The organism is Testudinibacter sp. 'clade 2' (assembly GCF_006227735.1).
In the GTDB taxonomy this organism is placed as follows: domain Bacteria; phylum Pseudomonadota; class Gammaproteobacteria; order Enterobacterales; family Pasteurellaceae; genus Chelonobacter.
Map to the genome: position 1 here is coordinate 1 of NZ_VDHB01000185.1, position 19,805 is coordinate 19,805.

Consider the following 19,805-nt stretch of genomic DNA (forward strand, 5'->3'; position numbering starts at 1 on the left):
GTACTAACCAATTATTGGTTAGTACAATAAATCATCGAACTATTCTAACAGATCAAACAATTGAGCTTTTTTATTGAGTTAAGTGAACTCAAGTGCGGTTTATTCCGCTTTATTATTAGTGAAAATCTGCCAATCGGTCTGTTTTAACCATTTACTGCTGAGTGTGCCGGCGGTCATTGCACCGTTGACATTAAGTGCGGTTCGTCCCATATCAATCAACGGCTCGATTGAGATCAGTAAGCCGACTAAAGTCAGCGGCAAGCCCATGGTAGATAGCACCACAATCGCAGCAAAGGTTGCGCCGCCGCCGACACCGGCGATACCGAAGGAGGAAATGGTGACAATCGCCACTAGCGATAAAATAAATTGCGGCGCCAGCGGATCAATTCCCACCGACGGTGCAACCATAAACGCGAGCATTGCCGGATAAATCCCCGCGCAGCCGTTTTGTCCGATGGTGGCGCCAAAGGTGGCCGAGAAGTTAGCAACTGTGCCGGAATTACCCAGACGATTGGTTTGGGTTTCAATATTCAACGGAATGGTTGCTGCACTGGAACGTGAGGTGAAGGCGAATAGTAAGGTCGGCAGCACTTTTTTGTAATAGCTGAACGGATTGATACCACTGAGTCCCAACAACACGCCGTGTACGATAAACATCACCGCAATCGCCAGATAAGAAGCGATAATAAAATTCAGTAAATTCAGAATATCGCTCAGGCTCGAAGTTGCCGCCATGCGCGTCATCAGTGCCAGAATACCGTAAGGTGTCAGGTTGATGATGATTCGAACCAGGCTCATCACCAGCTTATTTAAGCTTTCGGTGCCTTGTGAAATACGCTCGGCAATGTCTGCATTATCTTTGCGCAAGCGTAATGTAGCGATCCCCAAGAATGCGGCAAAAATCACGGTGCTGATAATCGAAGTCGGATTGGCGCCGGTCAGTTCGGCAAACGGATTGCGCGGAATAAAAGAAAGTAACATTGACGGAATGGTTAAATTAGCGACTTGATCCACACGTCCTAAAACCCGTTCTTGTGCAGCGGCTTCACGGGCACCTGCAATTAAGCCGTCGGCGTTCAGGTTGAATAAAATGCTAAATCCAATACCGACCAGCGCCGCAATTGCGGTAGTAAACAGCAAAACGCCTAAAATACTGAAACTGATTTTTCCTAGCGAGCCGGCATTGTGCAATTTGGTGATGGCGGATAAAATCGAGACAAACACCAGCGGCATCACAATCATTTGCAGCAAGCGAACATAGCCGTTGCCGATCAAGTTGATCCAGTCAATAGTTTGGCTGACCGCACTTTGATTGTCGCTGTATAAATTTTGTAACACCACACCGGACAGCACCCCCAATACCAACGCAAGCAACACTGTCATTGATAAGGTATTACCACGTTGTTTGAATAAATAGAGTGCTGCTAATAGGGTAGCGAAGACGACTAAATTAAACAGCAGAGAAAACGTCATAATAAACTCCGTTTATAAGGTTCAATAATATGAGTAGCATAACCTTTTGCCATAAAAAGACAAATTATAATAACGGATAAATTATTCCAATTCGCTATAATAAGGTGAGGAGTGATGTTTTTCTCGGCATATTGTTTAAAAAGTTAACAATCGATTTCTTATCTGGAAAAAAAACTTGTGACCTCAGATGAAAATCGCTATGATAGCGCCACTTCAAAATGCGACCGTAGCTCAGTTGGTTAGAGCACCACCTTGACATGGTGGGGGTCAGTGGTTCGAGTCCACCCGGTCGCACCATCACTTTTCAGTGAAACAATATATCTATTTCAATGAAGTAGTGTATCAAAATAAAGCGGGAATAGCTCAGTTGGTAGAGCACAACCTTGCCAAGGTTGGGGTCGCGAGTTCGAGTCTCGTTTCCCGCTCCAATTTTTTGCAATAATTAGATTGCCCGAGTGGTGAAATCGGTAGACACAAGGGATTTAAAATCCCTCGGCTTTCGGGCTGTGCCAGTTCAAGTCTGGCCTCGGGCACCATTATAAGTTAGCAATAAAATCAAGAAGATAGTCGCTTCTCTCATTAAGAGAAAGCGGCTTTTTTATTTCTTATATACCGCACTTTTATTTTAGTGGCGTGTGGTAGTGGCTGAATTTATCTGTTACGGGGTAATATCATCCAACAAGCTGCCTTTGGCGGCATTGAGATATTGCACCATAGACCAGACAGTCAAAATTGCCGCCAGATAGAGGGCAACGGTTGCAATCTGTTCCATCAACGGATTATAGCGCCATAGCAGGCCGACTAAGGACGCCATTTGCGCCGTCGTTTTGAGTTTTCCCCACCAAGAGACTGCTACTTTGTTGCGATCACCGATTTCTGCCATCCACTCTCTTAAGGCGGAGATAATAATTTCTCGCGAGATCATCACGATAGCCGGAATAGTGACCCAGAAGCTGTGGTAATGTTGTACCACCAGAACCAGTGCGGCTGCGACCATCACTTTATCGGCGACCGGATCAAGGAATGCGCCGAAACGGGTGGTTTGTTTCCATCGTCTTGCTAGAAAGCCGTCGAACCAATCGGTGATTGCGGCAATTAAGAATAAAAGTGCGGTTAAAAACGGCGCCCATTTAAACGGCAGGTAAAAACAAACGATAAAAAACGGGATTAAAACAACCCGAAATAAGGTGAGGAAGGTCGGTATATTCAATTTCATGGCGGCCTTATCATGAAATATGTGATGGCAGAATTGTGCTTATTCTAACGTAAATAAGCTAAAGGGTAAAATAAAAAGCGTGCTTTACTATTTTACCCTGAATTAGTCATTAGATTTCAGTGGTTTCCGCTAAAAATCCGCCACTTTGATGCGACCAGAGTTTGGCGTAAACCCCGTTGAGGGCAAGCAATTCTTGGTGAGTACCTTGTTCGATGATTTGCCCTTGATCCATCACAATCAGCCGATCCATTGCGGCAATGGTGGATAAACGGTGAGCGATGGCGATAACGGTTTTATTTTCCATTAGCTTTTCAAGATTTTCCTGAATCGCAATTTCCACTTCGGAGTCCAAGGCACTGGTGGCTTCGTCCAACAGCAGAATTGGGGCATCTTTCAGCATAACGCGCGCGATGGCGATACGTTGGCGCTGCCCGCCGGAGAGCTTGACGCCACGTTCGCCCACGTGGGCATCGTAGCCGGTACGACCGTGAGAATCGTGCAAGTGTGGGATAAATTGATCAGCGGCAGCTTGTTGAGCGGCTTTCAGAACCGCACTTTCATCCACGTTCGGGCGGCCATAGATGATATTGTCACGCACTGAGCGGTGCAACAGCGATGTGTCTTGGGTAACCAGACCGATTTGCGCACGCAGGCTCTCTTGGGTAACGTCTTTCACATTTTGTCCGTCAATCAAGATTTGCCCATTGTCGATATCATAAAAACGCAACAGCAAATTGGTGAGAGTGGATTTGCCCGCCCCGGAACGCCCGACCAAGCCCACTTTTTCGCCCGGTTTAATGTGCAGATTGAAATCTTTCAGCAAAGTGCGGTTTTCGTCATAGTTAAAATTGACGTGATCAAAGCGGATATCGCCACCACGAACTTCCAGTGGTTTGGCGTGTTTGCTGTCCACTACGGTGTGTGGTTTGGAGAGTGTTCCCATGCCGTCTTGTACGGTACCGATATTTTCAAACAGTCGGGCTGATTCCCACATGATCCAGTGCGATAGGCCGCTGACACGCAGTGCCATCGCAGTTGCCGCAGCGACCACACCGACATTAATTTGCTCTAAAGTCCATAGATAGACACATAAACCGGCAGTTGCCGCGACCAAAGAGACATTCAGAATGTGGTTGCAGACTTCCAGTTTGGTGACTAAACGCATTTGTGCATGCACGGTATGCATAAATTCTTGCATCGAGGATTTGGCATAATTTGATTCACGTTCACCATGGGAAAACAGTTTGACTGTGGTGATATTGGCGTAGGCATCGGTAATGCGTCCAGTCATTAATGAACGGGCATCGGCTTGTTTGTTGGCGGTGTCAGCCAGTTTTGGTACAAAATAGATCATCACGCAACTGAACAACAAAATCCAGCCGAGAAACGGCAACAGTAGCCAGCCGTCGAACTGAAACAGGATAACTCCGGAAGAGATGAAATAGACTGCCACATACACCACCATATCGGTGCAGGTGATCACAGTGTCACGCACTGCAAGTGCGGTTTGCATCACTTTGGCAGAGACCCGTCCGGCAAATTCATCTTGATAAAACGACAGGCTTTGTCCCAACATTAAGCGGTGGAAGTTCCAACGCAGTCTCATCGGAAATACCCCTTGCAGGGTTTGAAAACGCACACTGCACAGCAACCATAACCAAAATGCACTACTGATTAAAAACAGGATAATTGTCATGAAGCTGCCACGCTTTTCCGCCCATAGCGTATTGGCAGAGTAAGTCGCCAGCCAATCGACCAGCAATCCCATGATTTTGAACAGCATAGCTTCAAAAATACCCATTCCGACGCAGAGAATAATCAATGACAACAACCACCAGCGTAAACCGTCCAAACCGGACCAGATAAAGCTGAATAAACTGTTTTTTGGGGTAACTGGTGCTGAGGACGGATAGGGATCGATCCGTGCTTCAAACCATTCGAATAATTTTCTCATTTTATTAAAAACTCTTGTGTTAACTTCGGTTTAATTTACTTGTTTAAATTGAATTTGCTGGCTGTCAGTATAATCGCTGTCGTCGTCATCTTGCCACTGAATCGGCTTCAGTGGTTCATTATCAAAAGCGATATCGCCTTCTACGCCTTGCAGCAGTTCACCACGACGAATATTTTTAAAGTCAAACAGTTTCGGATCACAAAGATGTGACGGCGTGACATTTTGCAACGCACTAAACATGGTTTCGATTCTGCCGGGGTATTGCCGATCCCATGTTTGCAGCATCTCTTTTACCACTTGGCGTTGCAAATTCGGCTGCGAGCCGCATAAATTACATGGGATAATCGGGAACGCTTTGGCTCTGGCATATTTTTCAATATCTTTTTCTTTGCAATAGGCTAACGGGCGGATCACAATCTGTTTGCCGTCATCGCTGATCAGCTTTGGCGGCATACTTTTCAGCTTACCGCCGTAAAACATATTTAAAAATAGGGTTTCCAACATATCGTCACGATGGTGTCCCAATGCGATTTTAGTTGCGCCCAGTTCTGTTGCAGTACGGTATAAAATACCGCGTCGCAGCCGAGAGCAGAGCGAGCAGGTGGTTTTGCCTTCGGGAATCTTCTCTTTGACGATGCCGTAGGTATTTTCTTCTACGATGTGGTATTCGATACCCAATTGACTTAAATAATTAGGCAGCACATCTTCCGGAAAACCCGGTTGTTTTTGGTCCAAATTTACCGCAACAATCTCGAAATCAATCGGCGCATTCAAGCGTAAGTTCAGCAAAATATCCAGCAAGGTATAGCTGTCTTTGCCACCGGAAAGGCATACCATCACTTTATCGCCGGCCTCGATCATATTGAAGTCGGCAATCGCATTGCCTATGTTACGGCGCAGACGTTTGTGTAGTTTATTGAAATTATAGATTTGTTTTTTAGACTGTTGGCTAGGTTCAACAGTGGATTCAGTCTTGCTCATGATTATTAAAGTGCGGTTTGGGTGAATAAAAATCAGTGCATAGGATAATGGCTAATGCGCGGAAATGCTACTTTTTTATCAAAAGTGCTGCGTGTGTTATGCTGGACTGTAAAACTGATTAAACCTGCAATAAAAATAAATTTATTTACAGTATAATTTTATTCCATTTCTTTTAATCTTCGATTTATTCAGGTTATGCAACGCTTTCATTCACTTCTGCGCTTGGTTTTAGGATGTTGTTTCTTGACAATTCCGCTGTTCGGTTTGGCTATGTCTTCAGATGGTACTTTGACAAAAACTGAAATAAAGCAAGCCGTCATAACACAATCGCACTGTTTATTGTCAGCAGTTGTCTCTGGCAAACAGCAAGTTGTGGCTGAAATTTTACCGGGGCAGTCAGTGTGGTTGAATGGTGTGTTGAAAGTGCAAAACAGCACCCAATTTGGACAGGGCGTAGCGATGTTGGCGCCGAATTGTCATGTTGGTGCAGCACTCGGCAAAAGCAACGCTATGCCGGAAGAGCATACGCCAATGCAGGGTTATTTGGTGACCAAAGATAACGTGCGGTTATATGCCGATAGCCGCAGAGATTCAGCGGTGGTTGCTGAGCTGAAACCGCACTTGCGCTATCCGTTTGTGGCAGCGCAAGACGGTTGGTATAAAGTACGGTTTGGGGGCAAAACGCTTTTTATTGCTGTCCCTGATGTAGAAAAAGATCGTGGCATTGCAGTGTTAACCTACCATCATTTATTAAAAAATGCTGAAAACCACTATTTTCGGCAAACATCAACCACGACATCCGTCACTGCATTCGAGCAGCAAATGGCATTGCTGAAACAGCAAGGTTACCGTACAATTTCACTCTATGATATCGAAAATTATCTGGACGGTAGTGCTCATTTTTCTGATAAATTGATCAGTATTACCTTTGATGACGGCTTGGAATCGGTATATCGTTATGCTTTTCCAATTTTGAAAAAATATCACTTTAATGCCACCATTTTTGTCATCTCGTCGCGGATGAAATATACTTTACCCCCTTGGGATCCGAATCAGTTGCAGTTTATCACCCGAACGCAATATCAAGAAATGGAACCTATGATCGATCTGCAATCGCATACCCACTTTCTTCACCGCTTATTAAAAGATGAACCGATCATATTACGGCGCTCGCTGCATAATATGCTGGTGGATTTTCGGCGTTCAATCCAAGTGCTGTATGAATTCAACCCCAAAGTGCGGTATTTGGCTTATCCTTACGGCAGTTATACTCCTCTTGCCAAAAAAGCGGCTGAACTGGCTGGTTTCCAGTTGGCGTTCAGCACGCAAATCGGTAAAGTCAATTTTGGTGATGATCGCTATCAACTAAAGCGAATTTATTTGTTGAAAGAAGATAACCGACAACAAATTCTTCAGAAATTAGCCCAATAGCCACCGATTGAGCTTCAATCGGTGGGCATATTCTAAAGTAGACATGCTGTATATTTTTGTTTTTCGTTATTGAAATTCATCCAGAAGAAAATATTTTAATTTTTTCCAACTCTACCTTAAAACCTCAGACAAATATTTAATAACGAGATGAAATTGTTATTGAATAAATAGTTTGAGGTTCATCACAAACTGATAACAATACCCTTTCTAAAAATAATAATATTCGCTAGATTATCGCTAAATTTTCTAAAAGGAAAATTTGGGTTGTTCGTTTGGTGATTGTTTTACTAGCGTATGGAGAAATTCAAATGGAAAGATCGCTTAAAGCAGCTTGTATTGGCGAGTTTTTAGGAACCGGGCTGTTGATTTTTTTTGGTGTGGGTTGTGTGGCTGCGCTCAAAGTGGCGGGTGCAGGATTCGGGCAGTGGGAAATCAGTATTATGTGGGGGATGGGGGTTGCTTTAGCCGTTTATGCGACTGCCGGTGTTTCAGGTGCACATTTGAATCCGGCAGTAACACTTGCGCTGTGGAAATTTGCTTGTTTTGATGGCAAGAAAGTGCTGCCTTATATCCTGTCACAAATCGCCGGTGCCTTTTGTGCAGCAGCTATGGTCTATTTTTTATACCGTAACTTATTTATCGAATGGGAAACCGTCAACCATGTTGTACGGGGTAGCAAAGAAAGCTTGAATTTAGCGGGCACATTCTCGACCTATCCGCATCCGCAACTGGGTTTCATGCAAGCGTTTGCGGTAGAAATGGTGATTACTGCGGTGCTGATGGCGCTGATTTTAGCGTTGACCGATGATGGTAATGGCTTACCAAGAGGCCCGTTAGCACCATTATTAATCGGGATCTTGATTGCGGTTATCGGTGGTTCGATGGGGCCGCTGACCGGTTTTGCGATGAATCCGGCACGGGATTTTGGTCCTAAACTGTTTGCTTATCTGGCGGGTTGGGGTGACATTGCTTTCACCGGCGGACAGCCAATTCCGTATTTTATTGTGCCGATTGTGGCACCGATTGTCGGTGCGTGGATTGGTGCATATGCTTATAACCGATTGATTAATAAAAATTTACCTTGCAATTGCAAAAATTGATTAACCTCTTTATTAAAAGGATTCGATTATGACTGACAAAAAATACATTATTGCCCTAGATCAAGGCACTACCAGTTCCAGAGCGCTGATTTTGGATCATGATGCTAATGTGGTGAGTGTGGCACAGCGTGAATTCACTCAGATTTATCCTCAAGCCGGCTGGGTTGAACACAATCCGATGGAAATTTGGGCAACCCAAAGTTCGACATTGAATGAAGCGGTAGCTATGGCGGGGATCACCTCGGACATGATCGCCGGTATCGGGATTACCAACCAACGTGAAACCACGATTGTGTGGGAAAAAGAGACGGGCAAGCCGGTGTACAATGCGATTGTATGGCAGTGCCGTCGCACCGCAAAAATTTGTGAAGAATTGAAAGCCGAAGGGCATGAAGAGTACATTAAAGCCACGACCGGTTTGGTGGTTGACCCCTATTTTTCCGGTACTAAAGTGAAATGGATCTTAGACAACGTTGAAGGCGCACGTGAAAAAGCTGAAAAAGGCGAATTACTGTTCGGCACCGTAGATACTTGGCTGGTGTGGAAATTGACCCAAGGACGGGCGCATGTTACTGATTATACCAATGCGTCGCGCACCATGTTGTTCAATATTCATACTATGCAATGGGACGAAAAAATGCTGGAAATTTTAGGCGTTCCGCGTGCCATGCTGCCTGAAGTGAAAAAATCCTCAGAAATTTACGGAGAAACCAATATTGGCGGTAAAGGAGGCGTGCGGATTCCGGTGGCAGGAATGGCAGGCGATCAGCAAGCTGCACTTTATGGGCATCTGTGTGTGAAAGCCGGTATGGCGAAAAATACCTACGGCACCGGCTGTTTCCTACTGATGAATACCGGTGACAAAGCAGTGCGTTCGCAAAACGGGTTGCTGACGACAATTGCCTGTAATGCCGACGGTTCGCCGTGTTATGCACTGGAAGGATCGATTTTTATGGGCGGTGCTTCAATTCAATGGCTGCGCGATGAGCTGAAAATTGTACACGACAGTTACGATTCCGAATATTTTGCGCAAAAAGTGCCGGACAGTAACGGGGTTTATGTGGTTCCGGCGTTTACCGGCTTGGGCGCACCTTATTGGGATCCGTATGCGCGTGGTGCGATCTTAGGACTTTCCAGAGGTGCGAACCGCAACCATATCGTGCGTGCCACGTTGGAATCGATCGCTTATCAAACCCGTGATGTTTTGGATGCAATGCAATCGGATTCTGGAGAAAAATTGCAAAAATTACGCGTTGATGGCGGCGCGACTGCAAATAACTTCCTAATGCAATTCCAATCTGATATTCTTAACACCCTTGTTGAGCGTCCAAAAGTGAAAGAGGTGACCGCACTTGGTGCGGCGTATCTGGCGGGATTGGCAACAGGCTTCTGGAAAAATCTGGATGAGTTGAAAGATAAAGCAAGCATCGAGCGGACTTTTGCACCGGACGGCTGCGAAGAGAAACGCACGCGGCGTTATAATGGTTGGAAAAAAGCCGTGAAACGTGCGCTTGCTTGGGAAAATGAGGAAGAGTAATTATCTTCCAGTCACTATTAATAATAAGAGAAAATTATGCCATCAATTGATATTTTGGGCTATATTGCAACCGCCTTTGTTGCCGGTTCGTTTTTATTAAGCTCGATGTTACACCTGCGAATCGTCAACTCCATCGGTGCAATGTTATACATTGTGTACGGCGTGTTGATCGCTTCTACGCCGGTGATTTTATTGAATGTGTTTATTACCGCAGTGAATGTTTATCAGATTATTAAACTGAAACGCCGATAATAATTAGCATCAATGTGTCAAGAATTAACCTCGTTGTCGTGTTTGGCAATGAGGTTTTTCTTTTTTCAGGTTAAGGAAATCTAACGAATAAAGAAATTTGCAATTTAGTAACATTTCTTAGACAATAAATCGTTTTTACACAGCGGATAACCGCTCAAATACTGCCTTTGATTGAGAAAGTTTGTGAAATCAGGGTGTTATACAACGTTTAAAGGAAATTATCATGAAAAAATGGATTGCGATTATTATTGTTGCCGTGATTGCCGGTTTTACATTAATGAGCAGCTACAATGGGTTAGTGCGTGCCGAGGAAGAGATTGATTCTGTTTGGGCAAATGTGGAATCGTCTTATCAGCGTCGTGCTGATTTGATCCCGAATATTGTCAACACCGTACAAGGACAAGCCAATTTTGAACGCGATACCTTAACCGGCGTGATCGAAGCCCGTGCCAAAGCGTCACAAACCAAAATCGATCCGACCAATATGACACAAGAGCAATTAAACCAGTTCCAACAAGAGCAAAATTCCGTTGGTTCGGCGTTATCCCGTTTGTTGGTGACGGTTGAACGTTATCCTGAATTGAAAGCGCATGAAGGTTTTATGAATCTGCAAGCACAATTGGAAGGTACAGAAAACCGGATCAACAAAGCGCGTAATGATTTCAATGCGGCAGCAAAAACCTATAACAGTTATGTGCGTCAGTTCCCGACCAAATTTGCCACAATGATTTTCGGTTTTAAAGACAAACCGTATTTCCAAGCAGCGGAAGGCTCGCAAAACGCTCCTACAGTCAACTTTAATTAAAAGTGCGGTAGCATTATGCCACTATTTGCCAAATCTGCTATTGACAGCAACTTGGTCGAATCTGCCATTCAGCAACTGGAATTGCAGACTTCGGCGGAAGTGCGGGTGTATATTGAAAAAAATGCCAAGCTGAAGGCGCTGACCCAGCGTGCCGATCCGATAGTCGCCCGTGCCGAGCAGCTTTTCAACCAGCTGGAAATGCAAAAAACGGCGATGAACAACGGGGTGTTGATCTATGTTGCTTTGAAACAGCGCCAATGTGCGGTGATCGGTGATAGCGGCATTCACCAGTATGTGAGCAATGATTTTTGGCAACGCTGCTGTGATGTGATCACGGCACAGGCGGCACAAGGCAATTTGACCAAAGGGATTATTGCGGCGTTATATCTGCTGGCGGAAAAATTGTCACTCCATTTTCCACGTCAAGCGGACGACATTGATGAATTGCCGAACGAGGTGATTATTGATGAATAACTTTTTTGTTCGGCTACGTTATCAGTTAGGTTATGTACTGACCGCACTTTGCTTGTTATTCAGCTTGAATGCGATGGCGGTTGAATTGCCACCACCGCCCAATCCGTTTCGTTATGTCAGCGACTACACCAATGTGTTGACGGCGGCGCAGCAAAATGCGCTAGAAAACAAACTGGCGACTTACGGCAAACAGACCAGTTCGCAAATTGCATTGGTGATTCTGCCAACAGTTGGGGATAACGAGATCGCTGAATTTGCGTTTGCGCTGGTTGATAAATGGGGTATTGGACGCAAAGGGCTGAATAATGGTGTGTTGATGCTGATTGCGCTCAACGATCGCAAAATCTTTATCGCACCGGGACAAGGACTGGAAGGTGCACTGCCCGATGCGCTGTTGTCACAACTGATTCGCAATGAGATCACCCCGTATTTTAAACAAAATAATTATTATCAAGGCATTGATAACGGGTTGAATGCGATTATCGCTGCCAGCAAAGGCGAGTATGCGCCACAGGTAGTTGAACGAGAGATAGAGCACGACTGGATCCCGGTGGTGTTTGTGGTGATCTTTATCTTGTTCGTACTGTTTGGCAGAATAAGTGATAGTTATGTTACACCGACCAATAACCATACTATCGGGCGCAACGGACAAGTGCTGCGTCGCAGCCGCAACCGCAGTGGCGGAGGGTTCGGTGGCTTCGGCGGTGGTTTTGGAGGCGGAAGCGGTGGAGGCTTTGGCGGAGGCGGTTTTGGCGGCGGCTCTTCCGGTGGCGGTGGCGCAGGCGGAAGCTGGTAACGCAAAAGCGGTAAATTCAATTCCGCTTATTGAGTTAACACCGTGCTGTGATACAATCAGCCATCATTCATTTACAAGCAGGGAATCTCCCTGCTTTTTACTGAGGTCAGTATGGAAACATTAGATAAGATCAAACAACAAATCAGCGAAAACCCGATCCTTCTGTATATGAAAGGCTCGCCAAAATTTCCGTCGTGCGGCTTTTCCGCACGCACTGTGGAAGCCCTGATCCATTGCCAAGTGCCGTTCGGTTATGTGGATATTTTGCAAAATCCCGATATTCGCGCTGAGTTGCCGAAATACGCCAACTGGCCGACATTCCCGCAATTATGGGTGGAAGGTGAATTGGTCGGTGGTTGCGATATCGTGATGGAAATGTTCCAACAAGGCGAATTACAGCCGATGTTAAAAGAAGTTTCCGCTAAACACGCTGAAACGGAACAAGCCTAAATTCGTTTATTTTCAAATGGTAGACCGCACTTTTAGTTCGTGAGCAGCGAATCTAAAGTGCGGTTTTTTGATCTGAATAACAAAGATCAATAGACCCTACACTTCATCATCTCTTCTTTCGCTTTGCGAATGCACTTAAATTTCTTCAAATGAAGTAAATTTTTAGATTTCACTTGCTTGTTTTTATAGCAATGTTGTATAAAAAATGCGTACCTTGGGCACTTAGGGTATTCTCACCAATATCTTTTTTAATAAGGAAAGCGTAATGAAAAAATCACATGATGTTTTAAATGATCCGTTCCTGAATAAAGGCACTGCTTTTACTTTGGAGGAGAGAGCAAAATTGGGCTTGATTGGTTTGCTGCCGGCTTGCGTGCAAACACTGGAGGAACAAACCAATCAGGCTTATGCCCAATATCAAAAGAAAGACTCCAATATCGAAAAACGCCAATTCTTAATGGAAATTTTCAATACCAACCGTACATTATTTTATGCGTTGTTCAGCCGTCATGTGGTTGAATTTATGCCGATTGTTTATGATCCGACCATTGCTGAATCGATTGAGCGCTATGACGAACTGTTTGTTGATCCGCAATATGCGGCGTATTTATCGATCAACGAACCGGAAAATATTGAAGCTACCTTGAAAAATGCGGCGAACGGACGCGATATTAAATTGATTGTGGCAACCGATGCGGAAGGTATTTTAGGCATTGGCGACTGGGGCGTGAACGGTGTAGATATTTCGGTCGGTAAACTGATGGTTTACACCGCCGCAGCAGGAATCGATCCGAATAGCGTGTTGCCGGTGGTGTTAGATGTCGGCACCAACCGTGATCAACTGCTCAATGATCCGCTGTATTTAGGCAACCGTCACCAACGGGTGCGTGGCGATCAATATTATCAATTTGTCGATCAATTCGTACAAAAAGCCGAAGCCCTGTTCCCGAAACTCTATCTGCATTGGGAAGATTTCGGGCGCTCGAATGCGGCGAATATCTTGAACAAATACCGCGATAAAATTCCGACCTTCAACGACGATATTCAAGGTACCGGCATCATCAGCCTTGCCGGAATTTTGGGCGCATTGAATATTTCTAAACAAAATATCACCGAGCAAACCTATATGTGTTTCGGTGCAGGCAGTGCAGGGGCGGGCATCACCAATCGGATTTATCAAGAAATGCTGCAACACGGCTTAAGCGAAAAAGAAGCGCGCGCTAAATTCTATATGGTGGACGTGCAGGGCTTGTTGTTTGATGACATGGACGACTTAACCCCGGAACAACGCCCGTTCGCCCGCAAGCGTTCAGAATTTGCCAATAGCGATCAGCTCACTACGTTAGAAGCTGCGGTGAAAGCGGTTAAACCAACGATTTTGGTGGGAACGTCAACCCAAGGCGGAGCCTTTAGCGAGGCAGTGGTTAAAGCCATGGCGGCACACACCGAGCGTCCGATTATTTTCCCGCTCAGCAACCCGACCGAACTGGCAGAAGCCACTGCCAAAGATTTGCTGACTTGGACTGATGGTAAAGCGTTGGTGGCAACGGGAATTCCGACCGACCCGGTGGAACTGAACGGGGTCACTTATGAAATCGGACAAGCGAATAATGCGTTGATCTATCCGGGCTTAGGCTTGGGCGTGTTGGCTTCACAAGCACGGATTTTAAACGACACCATGATTTCCAAAGCGGCGCACTCCTTGGGCGGTTTGGTTGATCCGAGCAAAGCCGGGGCAGCCGTGTTGCCGCCGGTATCAAAACTGACGGTTTTCTCCAAAACCGTGGCAACGGCAGTAGCACAAAGTGCGGTTGATCAAAAACTGAATAAACAGCCGATCAAGGATATTGAGCAGGCGATTACTGAATTGAAATGGATTCCGGAATATCAGGATCTGAGTAAATAACAGGAGCATGTTATGCAATTTCTCTCTTCGATCGAAAGTACCTTGCCGATTCTGTTTATCATTGCACTCGGTTACGGATTGCGAAAGAAAGGGTGGTTTGCAGACAGTTTTGGCGGCAATATTTCAAAACTGATTTTGAATATTGCCCTGCCTGCTGGGATTTTTGTTTCGATCCTGAAATATTTGACCCGTGACACGCTGTTTTCGTTGTCCGGCGGGCTGATCTATTTTGTTTTGATGACTGTATTGGCGTATGCAGTAGCGTTTTTGTTGGTCAAGGTGTTAAACGTTCGGCGTGGTCGATGCGGGGTTTTTATCAACGTGATCGTCAATGCCAACACGATTTTTATCGGCTTACCGCTCAATGTGGCGTTATTTGGTGAAGTTAGTTTGCCATATTTTTTGGTTTGCTATCTGGTCAATACGGTATCGACCTGGACAATCGGCGCCTGGTTGATTGCCAATGATGATCCGACGGTCGATGCGAACACACGCCAGGGCGGTTTTGACTGGAAAAAACTGTTAACGCCGCCAATTATCGGTGCGATCTTGGCATTTGTGTTTCTGCTTGCCGATATTTCGTTGCCGACCTTTGTCAATTCGACATTGGGTTATGTCGGCGAATTGGTGACCCCATTAGCGTTAATCTATGTCGGGATCGTGTTGGCGGACGCAGGCTTGAAGAGCATTCATTTTGATCGCGATGCAAGCGTGGCTTTAATCGGGCGCTTTATTTTAGTGCCCGGAATGATGATTGTGCTGATTCTGTTTGGCACCGGCTCACTCGGCAGCTTACCGCCAACAGAAGCCTATACTTTGATTGTCCAATCCGCCGTACCGGCATTGGCAGTACTACCGATTCTGGCGCATGCCGCTAACGGCGATGTGGAATATGCCACCAACGTGGTGACCACCAGCACCTTACTGTTTATTATCGTCATCCCAATCGTCAACGCGATTCTGCCGTTGATTGCCTAAATCAAAACCGCACTTTGATTCAGATAGAGCCTAAAGTGCGGTTCTACTAGAATTTAATCACGCATTTAACTATCACACTATTTACAAAAAATTGATTGTGATCAGCAAATTCCCTCTTGTAAGATAGTTGTTATTTGATCTATAAGGAAAATTAGATGGCTACAATCTTGACTAGCTCAACAAGCAGTGCTATTTCGACTTTAGAATATGCAATTCTGGCAGCAAATTCCAATGTAATTGCCCGACATGACAACAATCGTTTTATTTTACCACCGGAATGGCAATCGTTAGATAAGACGCTTTCTAGTAATGTACCGTTAACAGGTAATCTTGGGTATGTACAAAATACAGCGAGTGGCTTTGAAGCAAAAGCCTATATGAAAGGTGAGCAAATTGTTATCGCTTTTGCCGGTACTAATGTCGGGGATCTAAAGGAGTGGGTTGCCGATTTTCAGATTGCACTTGCGGGCAAGGCACATCAACAGATTTTTGATGCAGCAATATACTATAAAGAGATTGTTTCTAACTATCCTGATAAAACGGTCAGTTTTACCGGGCATTCACTTGGTGGTGGATTAGCAGCATTAGCCGGAGTATTTTTTGATAAACCGGCAATAACCTTTGATCCGGCACCATTTAGATTGGCAGCAACGGAAGCAATGGCAAAAAATATCGCAACGGTATTAAGGCAGCTTGGTTATGAAGAAGATCAAGATTTAAATGCTTATCATACGGTAGAGAAACCAATTGCAGATGTTTCTGAATTATTAGGGCAACTGTTTAGTGCGGTGGTGCTGAATACCGCAACCTTTCCGACAAAAATTCGGGGCGAAGAAAATATTCTTGCCTATGCCTTGAGAGGAGAGTTTTTAACAGATGGAATTCCGTTTTTAACGCAAGGATTGGCTGCCTTGAAAATTGCCGGTGAATTTAATATCGTTAAAGCGGATCAAGCAGAGCTGACACTTTCTACCTTTACCTATCATGGTTTAGAACTGCTCGTGTTACCGATGATAGCACCTAAAATCAGTCTACTGTCACGCCATTTCACAGAAATTTTTGCCAATTTAGAAAATTATGAGCCTTCACATTATTCTAAAGATAAAACAGCAACATTAATTCGATTTATTCAACAAGAAGTCAGTCATCTTATGGAAGGGAAAAACTACAGTTTTTTAAACGCTTTTGCTGATGATATTGAATTGGTGGTAAATTCAGTTAATAATTTAGAACATAATTATATGTTGTCTCATCCAAAACTGCGCAGCGCACTGTTAAATTTGGTCATTGACTATTATTACCATATCCCCTTAGGAGAGCAAGTCGGGTCATTCTTTGAAATTCGGCATGATGCGCTCTATTTTTCAACGGCTGATACGGCTAGAAAGGCTTTGATTAATGAATTTATTAATGAATTAGCTATGTTAAATTTTATTGAAAAGGGTACGTTACTGGCGGATTTACGTGCCGGTAATAATGATGATTGGATTATTCATAACCATATTGAACGAGGTATGTTTTTCTCTGAAATGGATGTAGTAACAAATAATATTATTATTGGTGGCAACCATGACGATAACATCAAGGCTGGCAGTGGCGATGATATTATTTTTGCCGGGCAGGGGCATGATGTGATTAATGGCGGGGCAGGTGCTGATAAAATGTATGGTGGTGCCGGTAATGATGTTTATTATGTCGATAATCATGGAGATCATATTATCGAAGGGATTGCCCAAGGGGATGATTTGGTGAATAGCAACGTCACTTATACTCTAGGTCAACATTTGGAAAGACTAACATTGATTGGTGATAAGTCCATTGCTGGATATGGAAATATTTTGAATAATACTTTGCTTGGTAATGTAGGCAATAATATTTTAGATGGCGGGTGGGGCAATGATCAGTTATATGGTGGTGCTGGGAATGATATTTTGATTGGTGGGCAGGGTAATGATCGACTAGATGGTGGTGAGGGTAAAGATATTTTACAAGGCGGTATCGGCAATGATACCTATATATTTGGTACTAATTTTGGTCGGGATGTGATCAAAGATTATGATTTTTTTGCGGGTAGAGACGTTTTGCGTTTTACGGATGCCAAAATTGAGCAGTCTTATTTTTTCAGAGAGAAAAATGATTTGATCGTTGCGTTGCGCGGTACATCAGACAGTATAAAAGTGGAAAATTGGTTTAAGCCGATAATGGGATATGCTTATCAAGTAGAGGTTTTTGAATTTACTGATGTGAGCGTGAGTAATCAAACTGTCAGCCAAATTGCAGGCAAAAACTATTTGCCTCTGCCGGAATATTATGAGCAATCGGTGAATTTAATCGCTTAAATACTCTTTATCAGGGTGGATTGCCTCCACCCTTCTGATTTTTATAGTAGTGCTATAAAACTACATTGCCAATCAAACTGCGTGTGACGACATTTACTTCTACTAGCTTTATCTGCACTTGATCACCGATTTGGTAGGCTTTTTGATCTTTGATATACAGCGCCAATTCATCGCTGTTGAGGGTAGTTTCCTCTTTTTTATCGTGCAGGGTCGAGATTGGCACAAATACGCTAGCGCCGTTGTCGAGCAACTGTACCCGCAAGCCGCCACGGCTGACATCTTGTATCTCTGCACTGAAAATGGGTTGTTGTTCCACCAATGGCGCAAAATACAGGCTGTAGAGCCAATCGGCAATATCACGTTCCACCATGCGGTTTTGGCGACGAGCTTCTTGCAAGCGAGCCAGAATCTCATCGGCGGGCTTGATCGCACTTTGATTCAGCAGACACTGTTTGATAATACGGTGATTCACCATATCCGAATATTTGCGAATCGGCGAGGTCCAAGTAGCATAAGCCGGCAGCCCCAAGCCAAAGTGCGGTGCGGCTTCGGCTTTGAATTCGGCAAAGGTCAGGAAACGGCGTAAGCGCATTTCCAAAAAGCTGAAATCATATTGCTCGATATCATGGCGCATTTGGCAATAGCCGTTGAGCGTGGTCAGGTTTTCAAGCGAATAACGTTGCGCCAATTCGGCACGGTTGTCATCATTGGCAAGGGTTGCCAGCAAGAAATCATGTGCTGCCTGTTGAAATTTTTGATCGAAACCGCTGTGGGTGTTGAAAATACCGCACTTGGCGTGTTGATCCAAATACTGTGCTGCACTGGTGTTGGCGATAATCATCGCTTCTTCCACGATCTGGTTGGCAATGCGGCGGTGTTTGGCGTGAATAGCTTTCACTTTGCCGTCTTGCTCCAGTTCAAAACTGTAATCCGGGCGTTCTTTAAACAGCAGGGCGTGCGTTCTGCGCCAATCAATGCGCGCAAGGGCAAATTGGTGTAGTAACTCGATCTGTTTGGCGATTTTCTCATCGTTTGGCTGCCAGTGGTTTGTCACTTGCTCCAACAGATCGGAAACTTCGTCATAATCCAATTTGGCTTTGGATTCGATCCACGCTGCGCTAAAGTGGGGTTCACCAGTGATTTCACCGTTGCGATTGGTTTCAATGGTACAAACCAACGCTGGGCGTTGCTGTTGTGGCACTAGCGAACAGAGTTCGTCCGACAGTTCGCGCGGTAACATCGGAATGTTGAAACCTGGCAGATAGTTGGTGAAACAACGCTGTCTGGCATCTTGCTCGATTTGTGAATCCTGCGGAATATAAGCGGTCGGATCGGCAATCGCGACCCACAATTTCCAGCCGTTATCGGTCTCTTCAATATGCAGCGCATCGTCCATATCTTGGGTGGAAGCGGCATCAATCGTGACAAAATCCAATGTGGTCAGATCTTGGCGTGACAGGGTTTGATCCAAGGTGTATGAATCCAATCCGGCAACCGGTGTACGAGGTTGTTGGTGACGGGCAAGAGTGACCCACCAAGGCGCAAAATGGTCATCGGCGCGGCAAATAAATTGGCTGATTTTGGCGAAAAAGGCGCGATCGTCACGCAGCGGATGTTTCTGTAATTCAGCCACCACCCAATCACCCTCTTGCAATTCGTCGCTTACGCTTTGCGCTTTGTTGGCGTTAATCAGGTTGTTAATGCTGGGGTGATCAACAATCAGTTGCAATTTTTTCTCTTTGTTAAACCGCACTTTGGCAATAAAGCGGGTCAGCATTGGTTCGATTAGGGCTTCCGGTTCGGCTTGTTCTTTGTCGCCGTTGGTTTCGATAACGGCACTGATTTTATCGCCATGCATCACTTTCTTCATTGCCGGCGGGGTGATGAAATAGCTTTTCTTGTCGCACTCTAAAAAGCCGAAACCTTTTTCATGGGCTTTCACCGAGCCTTCCACACGCGGTTTGTTTTCGCGAATCTGTTGTTTCAATTGGCTTAATAACGGATTGTTTTGAAACATCTTTTTTCCTGTTTAGCGGTCATAAAAAATGGGCGGATAGTTATCCGCCCCAGATTATTGACAAAGATATTTGATGAGGCAAAGTAGGGGCGGATT

16 protein-coding genes and 3 tRNA genes are annotated in these 19,805 nt (G+C 44.8%); 14 read left to right on the forward strand and 5 right to left on the reverse strand.

Annotated elements, in window-relative coordinates; all coding sequences use genetic code 11:
* Window positions 1–99: 99 nt before the first annotated feature.
* The gene (locus FHQ30_RS12250) at window positions 100–1,473 is read right to left on the reverse strand and encodes an L-cystine transporter (protein WP_139610821.1); all 1,374 of its coding nucleotides are present in this window, start codon (window positions 1,471–1,473) and stop codon (window positions 100–102) included.
* A gap of 220 nt (window positions 1,474–1,693) precedes the next feature.
* On the opposite strand from FHQ30_RS12250, the gene FHQ30_RS12255 reads away from it, so the two are divergent.
* The 3 genes from FHQ30_RS12255 to FHQ30_RS12265 all read left to right on the forward strand — a co-directional run bounded on the left by FHQ30_RS12255 (window position 1,694) and on the right by FHQ30_RS12265 (window position 2,009).
* Window positions 1,694–1,770 (forward strand) — tRNA-Val (locus FHQ30_RS12255).
* A gap of 55 nt (window positions 1,771–1,825) precedes the next feature.
* A tRNA-Gly gene (locus FHQ30_RS12260) sits at window positions 1,826–1,901 on the forward strand.
* A gap of 21 nt (window positions 1,902–1,922) precedes the next feature.
* Window positions 1,923–2,009: transfer RNA gene (locus FHQ30_RS12265), tRNA-Leu, on the forward strand.
* A 122-nt stretch (window positions 2,010–2,131) separates the two neighbouring features.
* Here FHQ30_RS12265 and pgsA read toward each other — a convergent pair.
* The 3 genes from pgsA to ttcA all read right to left on the reverse strand — a co-directional run bounded on the left by pgsA (window position 2,132) and on the right by ttcA (window position 5,624).
* Window positions 2,132–2,689 carry a CDP-diacylglycerol--glycerol-3-phosphate 3-phosphatidyltransferase gene (gene pgsA / locus FHQ30_RS12270; protein WP_132967418.1) on the reverse strand — a complete coding sequence of 186 codons (558 nt, stop codon included), beginning with the start codon at window positions 2,687–2,689 and terminating at the stop codon, window positions 2,132–2,134.
* Between the two features lie 109 nt (window positions 2,690–2,798).
* Complete coding sequence (locus FHQ30_RS12275; RefSeq protein WP_139610822.1) at window positions 2,799–4,643, reverse strand: ABC transporter ATP-binding protein; 1,845 nt, start codon at window positions 4,641–4,643, stop codon at window positions 2,799–2,801.
* A gap of 30 nt (window positions 4,644–4,673) precedes the next feature.
* Entirely contained in the window at window positions 4,674–5,624 is a 951-nt protein-coding gene (gene ttcA, locus FHQ30_RS12280; RefSeq protein WP_139610823.1) for a tRNA 2-thiocytidine(32) synthetase TtcA, read from the reverse strand.
* 243 nt (window positions 5,625–5,867) lie between these two features.
* Between ttcA and FHQ30_RS12285 the strand changes: the two genes are divergently transcribed.
* The 11 genes from FHQ30_RS12285 (at window position 5,868) to FHQ30_RS12335 (ending at window position 17,692) form a co-directional block, all read left to right on the forward strand.
* The gene (locus tag FHQ30_RS12285; protein WP_176552608.1) at window positions 5,868–7,055 is read left to right on the forward strand and encodes a polysaccharide deacetylase family protein; all 1,188 of its coding nucleotides are present in this window, start codon (window positions 5,868–5,870) and stop codon (window positions 7,053–7,055) included.
* Between the two features lie 308 nt (window positions 7,056–7,363).
* Window positions 7,364–8,155 (forward strand): MIP/aquaporin family protein, encoded by a 792-nt coding sequence (locus FHQ30_RS12290; RefSeq protein ID WP_139610825.1) that lies wholly within the window; start codon window positions 7,364–7,366, stop codon window positions 8,153–8,155.
* Between the two features lie 28 nt (window positions 8,156–8,183).
* On the forward strand, window positions 8,184–9,692 hold the full coding sequence (gene glpK / locus FHQ30_RS12295; protein ID WP_139610826.1) for a glycerol kinase GlpK: 1,509 nt from the start codon (window positions 8,184–8,186) through the stop codon (window positions 9,690–9,692).
* Between the two features lie 36 nt (window positions 9,693–9,728).
* The gene (locus tag FHQ30_RS12300) at window positions 9,729–9,944 is read left to right on the forward strand and encodes a YgjV family protein (protein ID WP_139610827.1); all 216 of its coding nucleotides are present in this window, start codon (window positions 9,729–9,731) and stop codon (window positions 9,942–9,944) included.
* A gap of 223 nt (window positions 9,945–10,167) precedes the next feature.
* On the forward strand, window positions 10,168–10,749 hold the full coding sequence (locus FHQ30_RS12305; RefSeq protein WP_139610828.1) for a LemA family protein: 582 nt from the start codon (window positions 10,168–10,170) through the stop codon (window positions 10,747–10,749).
* 15 nt (window positions 10,750–10,764) lie between these two features.
* Window positions 10,765–11,223: a TPM domain-containing protein gene (locus FHQ30_RS12310; RefSeq protein WP_139610829.1), complete on the forward strand. Its 459-nt coding sequence runs from the start codon at window positions 10,765–10,767 to the stop codon at window positions 11,221–11,223.
* The gene (locus FHQ30_RS12315; RefSeq protein ID WP_139610830.1) at window positions 11,216–12,019 is read left to right on the forward strand and encodes a TPM domain-containing protein; all 804 of its coding nucleotides are present in this window, start codon (window positions 11,216–11,218) and stop codon (window positions 12,017–12,019) included. The genes FHQ30_RS12310 and FHQ30_RS12315 overlap by 8 nt, the downstream gene beginning before the upstream one ends.
* Window positions 12,020–12,130: 111 nt before the next feature.
* Window positions 12,131–12,469, forward strand: coding sequence for a Grx4 family monothiol glutaredoxin (gene grxD, locus FHQ30_RS12320; RefSeq protein ID WP_139610831.1), 339 nt, complete (start codon window positions 12,131–12,133; stop codon window positions 12,467–12,469).
* Window positions 12,470–12,734: 265 nt separating this feature from the next.
* Window positions 12,735–14,375 (forward strand): malolactic enzyme, encoded by a 1,641-nt coding sequence (locus tag FHQ30_RS12325; RefSeq protein ID WP_139610832.1) that lies wholly within the window; start codon window positions 12,735–12,737, stop codon window positions 14,373–14,375.
* Between the two features lie 12 nt (window positions 14,376–14,387).
* Complete coding sequence (locus FHQ30_RS12330) at window positions 14,388–15,353, forward strand: AEC family transporter (RefSeq protein ID WP_139610833.1); 966 nt, start codon at window positions 14,388–14,390, stop codon at window positions 15,351–15,353.
* Window positions 15,354–15,508: 155 nt separating this feature from the next.
* The gene (locus tag FHQ30_RS12335) at window positions 15,509–17,692 is read left to right on the forward strand and encodes a Tle-like phospholipase domain-containing protein (RefSeq protein ID WP_139625180.1); all 2,184 of its coding nucleotides are present in this window, start codon (window positions 15,509–15,511) and stop codon (window positions 17,690–17,692) included.
* 52 nt (window positions 17,693–17,744) lie between these two features.
* Here FHQ30_RS12335 and rnb read toward each other — a convergent pair whose 3' ends face one another.
* On the reverse strand, window positions 17,745–19,709 hold the full coding sequence (rnb, locus tag FHQ30_RS12340) for an exoribonuclease II (protein WP_139610835.1): 1,965 nt from the start codon (window positions 19,707–19,709) through the stop codon (window positions 17,745–17,747).
* Window positions 19,710–19,805 lie beyond the last annotated feature (96 nt).